Source organism: Streptomyces sp. NPDC102283 (assembly GCF_044766265.1).
Lineage (GTDB): Bacteria > Actinomycetota > Actinomycetes > Streptomycetales > Streptomycetaceae > Streptomyces.
In genome coordinates, this window is sequence record NZ_JBIWLQ010000005.1 from 162,504 (window position 1) to 175,640 (window position 13,137).

General features: G+C 71.5%; 10 protein-coding genes. 5 read left to right on the forward strand and 5 right to left on the reverse strand.

Features of this window, described 5'->3' with window-relative positions; genetic code table 11:
- Positions 1 to 16 precede the first annotated feature (16 nt).
- Positions 17 to 529: a MarR family winged helix-turn-helix transcriptional regulator gene (locus ACIRJT_RS12255; protein ID WP_403907771.1), complete on the reverse strand. Its 513-nt coding sequence runs from the start codon at positions 527 to 529 to the stop codon at positions 17 to 19.
- Between the two features lie 251 nt (positions 530 to 780).
- Here ACIRJT_RS12255 and ACIRJT_RS12260 point away from each other — a divergent pair, with 251 nt between their 5' ends.
- Positions 781 to 1,563, forward strand: a complete 783-nt coding sequence (locus tag ACIRJT_RS12260) for a dioxygenase (protein ID WP_403907773.1) — start codon at positions 781 to 783, stop codon at positions 1,561 to 1,563.
- A 44-nt stretch (positions 1,564 to 1,607) separates the two neighbouring features.
- Here ACIRJT_RS12260 and ACIRJT_RS12265 read toward each other — a convergent pair whose 3' ends face one another.
- Positions 1,608 to 2,654 carry a questin oxidase family protein gene (locus ACIRJT_RS12265; RefSeq protein ID WP_403907775.1) on the reverse strand — a complete coding sequence of 349 codons (1,047 nt, stop codon included), beginning with the start codon at positions 2,652 to 2,654 and terminating at the stop codon, positions 1,608 to 1,610.
- A 615-nt stretch (positions 2,655 to 3,269) separates the two neighbouring features.
- Here ACIRJT_RS12265 and ACIRJT_RS12270 point away from each other — a divergent pair.
- Positions 3,270 to 4,271 carry an RNA polymerase sigma factor RpoD/SigA gene (locus ACIRJT_RS12270; protein WP_403907777.1) on the forward strand — a complete coding sequence of 334 codons (1,002 nt, stop codon included), beginning with the start codon at positions 3,270 to 3,272 and terminating at the stop codon, positions 4,269 to 4,271.
- 130 nt (positions 4,272 to 4,401) lie between these two features.
- Here the strand turns inward: ACIRJT_RS12270 and ACIRJT_RS12275 are convergent, their stop codons facing one another.
- Positions 4,402 to 5,448, reverse strand: a complete 1,047-nt coding sequence (locus tag ACIRJT_RS12275) for a helix-turn-helix transcriptional regulator (RefSeq protein WP_403907779.1) — start codon at positions 5,446 to 5,448, stop codon at positions 4,402 to 4,404.
- Between the two features lie 88 nt (positions 5,449 to 5,536).
- Between ACIRJT_RS12275 and ACIRJT_RS12280 the strand changes: the two genes are divergently transcribed.
- Positions 5,537 to 7,093 carry an MFS transporter gene (locus ACIRJT_RS12280; protein ID WP_403908239.1) on the forward strand — a complete coding sequence of 519 codons (1,557 nt, stop codon included), beginning with the start codon at positions 5,537 to 5,539 and terminating at the stop codon, positions 7,091 to 7,093.
- 144 nt (positions 7,094 to 7,237) lie between these two features.
- Here ACIRJT_RS12280 and ACIRJT_RS12285 read toward each other — a convergent pair whose 3' ends face one another.
- Both ACIRJT_RS12285 and ACIRJT_RS12290 read right to left on the reverse strand, forming a co-directional pair.
- Positions 7,238 to 7,993 (reverse strand): DUF6227 family protein, encoded by a 756-nt coding sequence (locus ACIRJT_RS12285; protein ID WP_403907781.1) that lies wholly within the window; start codon positions 7,991 to 7,993, stop codon positions 7,238 to 7,240.
- Between the two features lie 308 nt (positions 7,994 to 8,301).
- A complete protein-coding gene (locus tag ACIRJT_RS12290) occupies positions 8,302 to 9,435 on the reverse strand; it encodes a P1 family peptidase (protein ID WP_403907783.1) in 1,134 nt (377 codons plus the stop codon).
- 266 nt (positions 9,436 to 9,701) lie between these two features.
- Between ACIRJT_RS12290 and ACIRJT_RS12295 the strand changes: the two genes are divergently transcribed.
- Entirely contained in the window at positions 9,702 to 10,811 is a 1,110-nt protein-coding gene (locus tag ACIRJT_RS12295) for an MFS transporter (protein WP_403907785.1), read from the forward strand.
- Complete coding sequence (locus tag ACIRJT_RS12300) at positions 10,808 to 13,135, forward strand: molybdopterin oxidoreductase family protein (RefSeq protein ID WP_403907787.1); 2,328 nt, start codon at positions 10,808 to 10,810, stop codon at positions 13,133 to 13,135. Before ACIRJT_RS12295 ends, ACIRJT_RS12300 begins: the two co-directional genes overlap by 4 nt.
- The last annotated feature ends 2 nt before the right edge of the window (positions 13,136 to 13,137 follow it).

Below are 13,137 nucleotides of genomic sequence, written 5' to 3' on the forward strand. Positions count from 1 at the left end.
TCCGCTCAGCGATCGCTCAGCGGAGCCAGGGCAGATCCGCGTCCGTGCCCTCCGGCTCCAGACCGGTCGCGAGCACCCGCATGATCTCCCCGAGGCTGCTCACCTGCTCGGGCGTGAGCCGGTCGAACATCGCCTGCCGTACGGCCTCGACGTGGCCCGGCGCCGAGCGGCGGAGCATCTCGTGGCCGTCGTCGGTGAGCACCGCGTTCTGGCCGCGCTTGTCGGAGGGGCAGTCCTCGCGGCGCACCCAGCCGTTCTTCTCCAGCCGGGCGATGGCGTGCGAGAGCCGGGAACGGGTGATCTTCGCGTTCCGGGCCAGCTCCGTCATCCGCATCCGGCTGCGGGGGGCCTGCGAGAGCTGAACGAGCAGCCCGTAATAGATGTGCGGCATGCCGGCATCGCGCTGCAACTGGCGATCGAGGTGATCCTCCAGCAGCGTGGTGGCATGCAGATAAGCGCGCCAGGCGTGCTGCTCCTCGTCGGTGAGCCAGCGCGTCGCGCTGGTGGATGCCGTGGTCATGTACTCCACTGTACGACCTTTTCTTGAAAGTTTAACTAGATAGGGCTAAGGTCTCAGGAGGTAGGAACTTGAAGTTTCAAGAAGCCTGCCCCGAGAGATCCCCGCAGGGGATCCGAGGAGTTTCGCAGGGCCCCTGAACAACAATCTCCCGGATGACCTCGGGGAACTCCTGCTCGGACGAGTTCGTGACCGGATCCAGTGCCCGTGCGCCCAACGCGGCACCCGTCGCCCTGGGACCGTGTCCAGTGGATGGGAGTGCCATGACAGCCACCGCGGAGCGGATGCCCGCCCTCTACCTCTCGCACGGCGCACCGCCGCTGGCCGATGATCCCGTCTGGCCCGGCGAGCTCGCCGCCTGGTCCGCCGGGCTGCCCCGGCCCCGCGCGATCCTGATGGTCTCCGCCCACTGGGAGGAGGCCCCGCTCGCGCTGGGCGCCACCGGGACCGTGCCGCTCGTGTACGACTTCTGGGGCTTTCCCGAGCACTATTACGGGGTGCGTTACGGAGCCCCGGGCGCGCCCGAGCTCGCCGACAGCGTCCGCAAGCTGCTGCGCGGTGCCGGTACGCCGGTCCAGGACATCCCGGACCGCGGCCTCGACCACGGGGCGTACGTACCGCTGGTGGAGATGTTCCCGGACGCCGACGTCCCCGTACTCCAGATCTCCCTGCCGACCCTCGACCCGCAGAAGCTGATGGACGTCGGACGCAAACTCGCCCCCCTGCGCGACGAGGGCGTGCTCATCGTCGGCAGCGGCTTCTTCACCCACAACCTGGCCGCTCTGCGCCACCCGGGCGGTGGCGTTCCCGGCTGGTCGGCGGAGTTCGACGACTGGGGCGACCGCGCGCTGCGGGCCCAGGACATCGACGCGCTGATCGACTTCGAGCACACGTCCCCGGCAGGGAAGCTGGCCCACCCGCGCACCGAGCACTTCGCGCCGCTCTTCGTGACGCTGGGCGCGGCCGAGGACGATCTGGGCCGGGGGCGGAGCGTCATCGACGGCTTCTGGATGGGGCTGGCGAAGCGCTCGGTGCAGTTCGGCTGAGAGGATCGGCCGCTCCGGGGCCACTCCGGCCACTCCGGAAGGCTTTAGAAGACCGGAGGGTTCAGCTCGATCGCGCGCCGGGCGGCGGAGAACGCGAGGGCGTCGCCCACGTCCAGTGCCGTGTCGGTGAACTTGATGGTGTGGTCGTCGCCGTGCGCCGCCGCCCGGGCGAACAGCTCCCCGGCGTCCGTGGCGCCGTACGCCGGTGCCGGAACCGGGGCCGCCTCACGGGGCGCGTAGGCGGCGGTGACCGCCGCGCTCGCCGCCCAGGCGGCCCGCAGACTCGGCGCCCACAGCTCGCCGGGCAGGGCGGGCAGGGTGCGCAGGACCGCGTTGGGCGCGGTCGCCGCGTGGACCAGCATGATCGGATCGCCGTGCGCGTGGGTCGCGTACCGGTGCGTCGAGGCCCGTACCAGCTCCCGGAGCGCGGCCCGGGCCGCCTCAGGGCCGGCGGGCCCGGGCTCCGGGCCGGTGCCCTGCTCCGGCGGCGGCCAGTCCGGGAACCCGGTCAGCTGCGCGAACCGGTCCTGGACGCCGCCGTTCCGCTCGGGCACCAGCGGGACCCGGTTTAGTGCCGCCGCCGCACTCGGGGCCGGGCCGAGCGGCGTCAGGGCGGGCAGGGGCTGGTGGCGGGCGGCCCAGTAGCCGAGGGCGTGGGCCAGCTCCCGGACGCGCGGGGCGCTCTCCTCGCCCGCCAGCAGGGTCCGTACGGAATGGCCCACCCGGATCGCCGGATGCGTGGCGCCCGCGGCGATGCCCGGCAGCAGTCGCGGCCACCACTCGGTGAGCACGTCGCGCCAGGGGATGTCGGCCGTCTCCCGCTCGAAGTACGCCGTCCAGTCGGCGATGCGGCGCGGGTCGCCCAGCGCCTCGTGCCAGTTCCGCGCGGTCACCGGGGAACCCGTGTCCGGCATCTCCTCCAGCTTCGGGCCGTAGCGGTCCAGCCAGCGGTGCACGGCCGACGCCTGGCCGTGCCGCACGAGGGCCTCCACGGCCATCGGCGCGTGATTGCTGAGCCAGCCGTCGCGCTCCGGCCCCGAGACATGGATGCGCTCCAGCGCCTCGTCGAGGGTGCCCGTGGTGTCGTCCATGCCGAGCACGCTAGGCACGTGCGGGCCCCAGCGGATCGGGCTGCGGTCCCGGCCTGCCTCGGACCGGAGACCCAGGTACTCCGGACCGCGGTCACCGGTTGGATCGGTCGGCGGTCCTACGTCCCCGGTCCGGGACGGAGGGCCTCCCCGGTCCGGGACGGAGGCGCGCGGGCCTCCCCGGTCCGGGACGGAAGCGCGCGGGCCCTTCCGGTCCGGCGCGGCCCCGAGTGGCCGTAGGCGCGCCGCGGGCGCCCTGAGCAACCCGGACGCCGTCCGATCCGTCCTTCGGGGTGGGAGCACGGCTCTCCGGGCGCCGGGCGGCGGCCGGGCGAGGGTAAGTGGGGCGTGCGTGTGAGTGCGGTCTCATGCACGGGCCGATTCCGGGTATCCGGCCAGAGAGCCGCGACGGGGCAGGTTCGGCCCCGCCACCGGCTCTGACCTGCGCGTCCGGCGGAATCCAGAAGCGGAATCCAGCAGTCGGCGCCGGACAGGGTACTGCATGATCGCGAAAGCGAATGTGCGGCATGGGAATTCTGTCCGGATTCCAGTCGTTGTTTCCATCGGATGCAGGGCACCTCGAAAGGGTGTCGCGACCTACTCAGCAAGGGAGCACGCATGGCAACCCGTGCCGTCGCCCGTCGTACGTCCACCACTTCCGGTGGGTCCGGCCGGGCAGGCAGTGTTCGCGCCGTGGGCGGGGAAATCGCCGATCGCGACCTGGTCGGCATGTACCTGGACGAGATCGCCCGCACACCGCTGCTCGACGCCGCCAAGGAAGTCGACCTCTCCCAGACCATCGAGGCGGGCGTCTTCGCCCAGCAGATCCTCGACGGCGAGGTGGAGAGCGCAGCCGGTGACGCGAAGCGTGAGGAGCTTCAGGCGCTGGTCGCCGAGGGCGAGCGCGCCAAGGACATATTCATCCGTTCCAACCTCCGGCTCGTCGTCGCCGTGGCCCGCCGCTACCCGCGCGCGGGGCTCCCTCTGCTCGACCTGATCCAGGAGGGCAACGCGGGCCTGGTGCGCGCGGTCGAGAAGTTCGACTACGCCAAGGGCTTCAAGTTCTCCACGTACGCCACCTGGTGGATCCGGCAGGCCATCACCCGGTCCATCGCCGACCAGTCCCGCACGATCCGGCTCCCCGTCCACCTGGTGGAGGAGCTCGGCCGGATCCGCCGGGTCCAGCGCGAGTTCAACCGCGAGCACGGGCGCGACCCGGAGCACGCGGAGATCGCCGCCGAGCTCGACTCCAACACCGAGCGCGTCGGCAACGTCCTGGACTGGGCCCGCGACCCGGTCAGCCTCAACATGTCCGTGGACGACGACGGCGACACCCAGTTCGGCGACCTGCTGGAGGACACCTCCGCCATCTCGCCCGAGCAGTCCGTGATGACCCTGCTCCGCAGTGAGGAGCTGGAGGACCTGATCGGCAAGCTCGACAACAGGACCGCCTCGATCATCAAGATGAGGTACGGCATCGAGGACGGGCGCGAGCGGACGCTGACCGAAGTGGGCAAGCAGCACGGCCTCACGCGGGAGCGGATCCGCCAGATAGAGAAGCACGCACTGCTCGAATTGAAGCGAATGGCTCACGACACGGGCTTTGACGCTGCGGCGTGAGCCAATAACCCGTAATCTCCCCATCAAGCCGGTTCGCACCGGCTGACCGACCGGGTCATTCCGGTCACCCGACCGGTTTTCCCCGGTCCCTGAGCTGAGCCCCGGCGCCCACCCCCCCCGGCGTCGGGGCTCACCCCTGTTCCGGCCCCTGTTCCGGATCGGCCGGGGGGCGGCTCCGGGCGGCGCGGGTCAGCCGGGCACCGAGGCCCTGCAGGTGCTCCACCAGCTGCGGCGGCCCCTGCGCGGAGAACTCGCAGTCCACCAACGCCAACCGCAGCGCCACCCACTCCAGCGAATCGGCGCACGAGGTCCGCAGTCGGCAAGCGTCCGTCCCGTCAGGCTCCGGCGCCCCGAGATGCGCGGGCAGCCGCGCCGCGACGAACTCCGCCGGCGCCCCGAACCACACATCCAGGCACAGCTCCGGCTTCATCCGCCGCATCGACCGGGCCAGGAACCTCGCCGCGTCCTCGCTCCCCGCGTCGTTCCCGTCCTTCCTGTCGCTCCCCGCGCCCTCGACCGGCAGCGGCCTCGGCGCGAACCGGGCCCCCGTCGCGTACGGCTCGCCGACCCGGTCCACCCGGAACGTACGCCAGTCCTCCCGGTCCAGGTCGTACGCCACCAGGTACCAGCGCTGCCCGGTGCTCACCAGCCGGTACGGCTCGACCTGCCGCTTCGTCCGGGTGCCGTCGCCGCTGCGGTACGCGAACCTCAGCCGTTCCCGACCGGTGGCCGCCGAGGCCAGCGTCGTCAGGGTCCGCGGGTCGATGGTGGCGCCATCGCCCCGGGTCAGCGGCACCGTGGCGTTCTGGAGTACGGAGACCCGGTGCCGCAGCCGGGCGGGGAGCACCTGTTCCAGCTTCGCCAGCGCCCGTACGGAGGCCTCGTCGACGCCCTCGATCGCGTGCCCCGCCCCTGCCCGCAGGCCCACGGCGATGGCCACCGCCTCCTCGTCGTCCAGCAGGAGGGGCGGCATGGCGGCGCCCGCCACCAGGCGATAGCCGCCGACGGAGCCGCGTGAGGCCTCGACCGGATAGCCCAGGTCGCGCAGCCGGTCGATGTCGCGGCGGATCGTGCGCGCACTGACGTCGAGCCGCTCGGCCAGCTCGCCGCCCGGCCACTCGCGCGGGGTCTGGAGGAGCGACAGCAGTTTCAGCAGTCGTGCGGGGGTGTCGGACATGGCTTCAGGATGCCGGACCATCAGGCCATGATCTGACCTAATGGATGCGTAGGTTCTTCCCATGCCTTCTTCCGCACCCCCGTCGCCCATGGCGTCGCACGTCGCACCGCCCACACCGCCCGCACCGCCTGCACCGGTGGCACCCACGCCCGCCCCGGCCGACCGGCGGCGCTGGTTCGCGCTGGCCATCGTGATGACCGCCGCCTTCATGGACCTGGTCGACGTCACGATCGTCAACATCGCGATCCCCAGCATCAAGCGCGAGACCGGGGCCTCGGTCTCCGCGATCCAGTGGATCACCGCCGGCTACGCCCTCGCGTTCGCGGCCGGACTGATCACGGGCGGGCGGCTCGGCGACATCTACGGGCGCAAGCGGCTCTTCCTCATCGGTATCGGCGGATTCACGCTCGCCTCCGCCCTGTGCGGTTTCGCGGGCAGCCCCGAGATACTGGTCGCGGCCCGGATCCTCCAGGGCGCGACGGCGGCCCTGATGGTGCCTCAGGTCCTCTCGATCGTGCACGCCACCTTCCCGGCCCACGAGCGCGGAAAGGTCTTCGGGCTCTTCGGCGCGATCGTCGGACTCGGCGCGGTCTCCGGTCCGCTGCTGGGCGCGCTGCTCACCGAGTGGGACCTCTTTGGCCTCGGCTGGCGGCCGATCTTCCTGATCAACCTGCCCGTCGGCATCGCCGGACTGCTTCTCGGCGCGAAGTTCATCACCGAGTCGAAGGCTCCGAAGGCGGTCCGTCTCGACCTGCCCGGCGTCGCCCTGATCACCCTGGCGATGCTGATGCTCATCTACCCGCTCACCCGGGGGCACGAGCTGGGCTGGCCGCTCTGGGGCCACCTGTCGATGGTGGGCAGCCTGTTCGTCTTCGGGGCGCTGGTCGCCTACCAGCGGCAGAAGGCGCTGAGCGACGGCTCGCCGCTGATCGAGCTGTCCCTGTTCCGGGTCAAGAGCTTCGCCGCCGGCATCGCCGTGCAGCTGACCTTCGGCGTCGGCCTCGGCATCTTCTTCCTGGTCTGGACGATGTACATGCAGATGGGGCTCGGCTGGAGCGTGCTGCGCGCCGGCACGACGGGCATCCCGTTCTCCGTCGCCGTCTCGGTGGCCGCCGGGATCTCCGTGCAGAAGCTGGTGCCCCGCTTCGGCCGCAAGGTTCTCCAGGCCGGTGCACTCCTCATGATCGCCGGGCTGCTGATCTATCTCTGGGAGAGCGAGCATTACGGCATGGGCATCACGTCCTGGCAGATGGCCGTCCCGCTGGTGGTCATGGGCGTGGGGATGGGGCTGATCGTGGCTCCGCTGACCGACGCCGTGCTCTCCGAAGTGCCCAGGGAACACGCCGGTTCGGCGTCCGGGCTGATCAACACCGTGCAGCAGATGGGGACGGCGCTCGGCCTCGGTCTGGTGTCCGTCGTCTTCTTCGGGGCGATCGGCGACCGGCCGGGTCCCGACGAGGTCGGCCCGGCGTTCGTCGACGCGTTCCAGCAGTCGCTGTGGTGGGTGGCCGGGGTGCTCTCGGTGATCTTCCTGGTGATGTTCGCGCTGCCCGCCCGGCCGCGCGCCCACGTCGAGGGTGACGCCCGGGCGGAGGGTGACGCACACGCGGAGGGTCACGCGAACGTGGCGGGCGGAGCGAGCTGATCCGTGTGGGCGGCGCGACCGGCATCGCGTGGGCGGCGCAACCGGCCCGCGTCGTGACCGGCCTGCTGCGGCCGACCGGCCGACTGGGCGACCGTGACCGGCCCGGCGGCGAATCCGCCCGGGCCGGTCACGGTGGTGTCCGGGTCAGCAGATCCGGGTGCGGCTCTCCATCGCCGCACGGGCGGTGTGCTCGTCCTCGTACACCTCGCACATGTGGCGGCCGTCGGGCGTCGCCGTGTGCTCGACCTCCCACAGGCTCGTCTCGCTGCCGTCCAGCAGCAGGAACGCGTGCTCGTAGAGCGTGAATCCGGCCGAGCGGCCGTCGACGTGGCACTGACGCCCGAAGACCTGGGTGATGTGGTGGGCGAACGCCGACCGGAGCAGCCGCGCCTTCTGCTCGCCCGGCCGATCGGCGTTCTCCGCGCGGCGCAGCACCCGGCGGGCGTGGTCCGCGGAATTGTCGGGGGCGTACGTCCGGGGGAGTGGGGCCGGCGGGGCGGACATCAGGACCGTCAGCATCTCCAGATCGCCCTGGGCCTCCTGCGGCCCCTCGTCGCCGAAGGCCGAGGAGTCGGAGAGGCTTCCGGCGAGCCGGGACGCGGCGATGCGGGCGTCGCCCTCGTCGTCGTACAGCTCGTGCCGACGCGGTATCCGCACGTCCCGGCCTCCGCTGTGCACCAGCTCCCACAGGGTGAGGGCGGAGCCGTCGGCGAGGAGATACGTGTGACGGTAGGTCTCTCGGTGCAGCACGGAACTGTGGTGCGACGAGTGCAGCGAACTGCTGTGGGCGAGCGCGGTGCCAAGGCGGTCGACCGTGCTGTCGGGAAGGTCGAAGGAGTTGAGGGCGCGTCGCAGGAGTCGGTCGAGGTGGTGCTCGGTTGTCTCGTACGGATCGCTCAAGGTGGTGTCTCCAGGCCGTCGCCGCGTGTTACTTGGTGCGTGCTTAACGTAGTCCCTGGGTCCGACATCGTGACCGGGGTTGGTAAAAACGTAGGGCGCACGCAGAAAGTTCCCCTCGTGTTCCCGGTGCATTTCGGGCGGTTGGGGTGAACTCCCTTGCCTGTGCGGCCAGTCGGCCGCCCATACGCCCCTCGCTCACGCCGCGCGCCCCCTGGACCTGCCGCTGGGACCGGCCCCGGCCGCCGCGCAACTCCGTGGCCCCGGCCGGCGTGCAGCTCCGTGGCGCCAGCCGCCGTACGGCTCCGTGGCTAGCCGCCGTACAGCTCCGTGTACGAGAGGAGCCTGCCGCCCGGCCCCTCGGTGCTCCGGGCCGCGCGCACGGCCTTCACGATGGCCCGTGTCAGGACGTCTGCGCCCGCCGCCAGGATCTCGTTGACGGCGGCCGGTTCCCCGGACGGCACCCGCACCTGTCCGGTGGCCAGCGTGAACACGGTGTCCCCGTCGGTCAGCAGATGGGCGGGGCGCACCGCGCGGGCCAGCCCGTCGTGTGCGGTGCCCGCCAGCTTCTGGGCCTGCGCCCGGGTCAGGTCCGCGTCCGTGGCGACGACCGCGATCGTCGTGTTGAACGGCGGGGCCCCGCCTCCGGCCGCCTCCGTCGCCTCCCGCTCCCGCGCGAGACGCCGCTCCGCCGCCGCGTGGACCTCGGCCGGAGGGTGGGCCGGCGGGTCCCCGGCTCCGTACTCCCCGAACAGCACCCCGGTCCGGGGGTCGACCACCGAGCCCGCCGCGTTCACCGCGACGAGCGCGGCCACCGTGACCCCGGAGGCGAGGCGGGCGCTCGCCGTGCCGATGCCGCCCTTGAGCTGCCCGGCCACCGCGCCGGCGCCCGCGCCCACGCACCCCTCGGCCACGGGCTCCCCGGGCCCGGTGGCAGCCGCGGCCTCCACCGCCGCGCGGCCGGTCGACGCGTCGGGGCGGGCCCGCCAGTCGCCGCCCCGGCCGAGATCGAAGAGGGCGGCGGCCGGAACGACCGGTACCACCTGGGTCGGTCCGGCACCGACCCGGACGCCCCGGCCCTGCTCCTCCAGCCAGGCCATCACGCCGGACGCGGCGTCGAGCCCGAACGCGCTGCCGCCCGTGAGGACGACGGCGTCGACCCGCTGCACCAGATTGCGCGGGTCCAGCGCGTCCGTCTCCCGCGTGCCCGGCCCGCCGCCCCGTACGTCCACGGCGGCCACGGCCCCGCCCTCGGGCGCCAGGACGACGGTCGTGCCGCTCAACGCGCCCGCACCGGCGACCTCTGCGTGGCCGACGCGCACCCCGGCCACATCGGTCAGCGCATCCGACAAGGGCGCTCGCTCAGGGGCTCCGGCCGCGAGGGCCTCGGGGGCCGCGAGGTTCACGGAGTCCGCGGGGTCGTCCGCAGGGTCCATGGGGATCATCGTGCGGTTCCTCCGGTCGAGGTTGAGGTCGAGGTCTAGGTCGGGGCAGGGGTTGGGCTCGGGGCCGGGGGGGCGTGCTCGGGGCCCGCGGGGAGTGCGAGCCGATGTGTGACGAACGTACCGGTGAGCGCGCGCGGGAGCCGGGCGCGGTGAGCCCGAGGCACCCCGCCCCGGCAAGGCGACCCGTGCGACTGTCCGGGCGACCCTCTCACCCTCTCACCCCCTAAAACGGGTTAAATCAACCCAAACAGTCCTACGGTGGCCGGGTGACCGAGCCCTCAGAAGCCACCGCAGCAGCCGAGCCCCACGCCCCCGGCGACCCCGCGGCCACGCCTCCCGCCGCTACCGGCCCCCGGTCCGTCACCACCCGGGCCACGCTCGCCGGAGTGGCCGTCTCCGCCCTGCTGATCCTCGCGATCGTGCTCGGCAGCCGCATGCTCCGCAACTTCGACTCGGCTCTCCTCCCCTACGCCGTGGCCACGGTCTTCCTCGCCTTCGGCGTCGCCTACCGGTACACCGTATGGATCTCCGCTCCGGGTGCCCGGCGCCTCTTCAAACAGGGCTGGCGCAGCCTCTTCTCCCTGGACAACTTCCGCAGGGCCCCCACCGCCCTGCCGACGATGATCGCCACCTATCTGGGCTTCCAGAAGTTCCTCGGCGCCCGCTCCCACGCCCGCTGGGCCGCCCACCAGCTGATCTTCTGGGGCTGCATCCTCGCGGCCCTGATCACCTTTCCGCTCACCTGGGGCTGGTTCACCTTCACCTCCGGCAGCGGATCGGGGCCCGGCTACGAGATGCGGATCTGGGGCTTCAAGATCCTTGGATTCGACTCGCTCAACGTGCTCGGCTGGCTGATGTTCCACGGCCTGGACATCGCCGCCGTCCTCGTCATCCCCGGCGCCTCGTACTTCCTGTGGCGCCGCATGAAGGACCGCGGCGCCGCCACCGGCCAGCGCTTCGCCTACGACCTGGTGCCGCTGATCGCGCTCATCGTCATCTCCGTCACGGGGCTGCTGCTCACCTTCTCCTCGATCTTCCTGCACGGCGGCGGCTACCAGTTCCTCGCGATCCTGCACATGGTGTCGGTGGTCTTCACGCTCATCTACATCCCGTTCGGCAAGTTCTTCCACATCGTCCAGCGCCCGGCCGCGGTCGGCATGCAGCTGTTCAAATACACCGGCCGCAAGGACGACGAGGTGTTCGCCTGCCGCCGCTGCGAGGAACCCATCGACACCGGCCCCTACGTCGAGAACCTGCGCGGAACCATGCGCGACCTCCGGCTCGACTTCGACTCCTGGGCCGAATACTGCCCGCGCTGCAAGCGGGTGCTGCGCGGCAGCGCCTATCTCTCCGATGTGAAGAAGGGCTTCAAGTGACCGCGGATCCGCGAGCTGCCGCCGAGCGCCGGACGTTCATCCCCCTGGACCCCTCCCTCGCTCCTCCCGGCACCCGAGCCTTCCGGGACGCGGGCGGCATCCCGGCCGACCAGTGGCACGCCGATCAGAACGGCGAGACGCTCGTGCCGACCCACTGCTGCTTCTGCGGCGTCCAGTGCGGGATGTATCTGCGCGTGGACCGCGGCGGCAAGGTCTTCGGCGTCGAACCCCGCAATCACGACATCAACCGGATGCGGCTCTGCCCCAAGGGCATCAACGCCTACCAGCAGGTCAACCACCCCGACCGGCTGACCGCCCCGCTCATGCGCCGCTCCCGCGACGAGGAGTTCCGAGAGGTCTCCTGGGAGGAGGCGCTCGACTTCACCGTCTCCGAGATCAAGCGCATCCAGCAGACCCACGGCAACGACGCCTTCGGGCTCCTCGGCGGTGCCAGCCTTTTCTCCGAGAAGACCTATCTGGTGGGCAAGTTCGGCCGGGTCGCGCTCAAGACCCGGCACGTCGACTACAACGGGCGCCTCTGCATGGTCAGCGCGGCGGGCGCCAACAAGCTGGCCTTCGGCATCGACCGGGCCGGCAACCCCTTCTCCGACATCCTGCTCACCGACTGCCTGCTCATCGCGGGCTCCAACGTCGGCGAGTGCTTCCCCGTGATGACCCAGTACGTCTGGGGAGCCCGCGACCGGGGGGCCAGCCTCATCGTCATCGACCCGCGCGAGACCGCCATCGCCCGGACCGCAGACATCCACGTCGCCCTCAAGCCCGGCACCGACTCCGCCTTCTTCACCTCCGTCCTGCACGTCGTCATCGAGGAAGGCCTCACCGACGAGAACTACCTCGCCGCCCACGCCACCGGCTGGGAGGAGGTCAAGGCCAAGGCCGCCGAATACCCGCCCTCCCGTGCCGCCGCGATCTGCGGGATCCCCGCCGATCAGATCGTCCAGGTCGCCCGGACCTTCGCCCGCGCGCCCAAGGCCATGGCCTGGCACGCCCGAGGCATCGAGCACCACTCGCAGGGCGTCGAGAACTGTCTCACCGTGATCAACCTCTGCACCGCCACCGGCCACATCGGCAAACCCGGCGCCGGCTACGGCACCATCACCGGCCAGGGCAACGGGCAGGGCGGCCGCGAGCACGGCCAGAAGTCCGACCTCCTCCCCGGCGGACGCTCCATCATGAACGAGGAGCACCGCCGTCAGATCTGCGAGATCTGGGGCATCGAGGAGTCCGAGCTCCCGCCCGCCGGGACCTCCATGATGGAAATGGTCTGGCAGATGCAGCGCCGCGAGATCCGCGGCCTGATCGGCATCTGCAACAACCCCTTCGTCTCCCTGCCCAACTACCAGGTGGTCAAGGAGGGGTACGACACCATCGAGTTCCACGCGCAATTCGACTTCTTCCTCTCCGAGACCGCGGCCAACGCCCACGTCGTCTTCCCCGTCACCACCTGGGCCGAGGACGAAGGGGTGATGGCCAACGCGGAAGCCCGCGTCGTCAAGCACAACAAGGCCCAGGACCCGCCGCCCGGCGTCCGCACCGACACCTGGGCGATGTGCGAACTCGCCCGACGGCTCGGCGCCGGCGACAAATTCGACTTCCCCGACTCCCGGTCGGTCTTCGACGAGCTGCGCGTCGCCTCCGCCGGCACCGTCAACGACTACTACGGCATCACCTACGAACGCCTGGAGGAGACCGGCGGCATCGCCTGGCCCTGCCCCACCACCGATCACCCCGGCACCCCCCGCCTCTTCGAGGACGGGAAGACCTACCACCCCGACGGGAAGATCCACCTCCAGGTCGTCGAATGGCACCCGCCGATGGACCCCTACGACGACGAGCACCCCATGTCGCTCACCACCGGCCGCACCGTCGCCCACTTCCTCTCCGGCAACCAGACCCGCAGGCTCGGCGCCCTCGTCGAGCAGACCCCGCGCCCCTGGGCCGAGATCCACCCCTCGCACGGCTTCCGCAACGGCGAGCCCGTCCGCGTCGTCACCCGGCGCGGCAGCGAGGTCTTCCCCGCCCTGGTCACCGAGGCGATCCGTCCCGACACCGTGTTCATCCCGTACCACTGGCCGGTGCCCACCGCGGCCAACGCCCTCACCATCGACGCCCTCGACCCCCGGTCCAAGATCCCCGAGTACAAGGTGTGCGCCTGCCGCATCGAGCACGCCGAGCGGATCGACGAGGTCCCCGCCCCGCCGGTCGCTCCCGGCCATGTCGCCTACCCGGAGACCCAGGTCTCCCGTACCGACCCGCTGCCTCCCACGGCCCCCCAGGGCCGTGGCACCTCGGAGAGGAGCTGAGT

Excerpts from the sequence above, each read along its gene's own strand:
- ACIRJT_RS12290 (WP_403907783.1), bottom strand. The coding sequence starts at position 9,435 with ATGATCCCCATGGACCCTGCGGACGACCCCGCGGACTCCGTGAACCTC.
- ACIRJT_RS12265 (WP_403907775.1), bottom strand. The coding sequence starts at position 2,654 with ATGGACGACACCACGGGCACCCTCGACGAGGCGCTGGAGCGCATCCAT.
- ACIRJT_RS12270 (WP_403907777.1), top strand. The coding sequence starts at position 3,270 with ATGGCAACCCGTGCCGTCGCCCGTCGTACGTCCACCACTTCCGGTGGG.
- ACIRJT_RS12260 (WP_403907773.1), top strand. The coding sequence starts at position 781 with ATGACAGCCACCGCGGAGCGGATGCCCGCCCTCTACCTCTCGCACGGC.
- ACIRJT_RS12275 (WP_403907779.1), bottom strand. The coding sequence starts at position 5,448 with ATGTCCGACACCCCCGCACGACTGCTGAAACTGCTGTCGCTCCTCCAG.
- ACIRJT_RS12280 (WP_403908239.1), top strand. The coding sequence starts at position 5,537 with ATGGCGTCGCACGTCGCACCGCCCACACCGCCCGCACCGCCTGCACCG.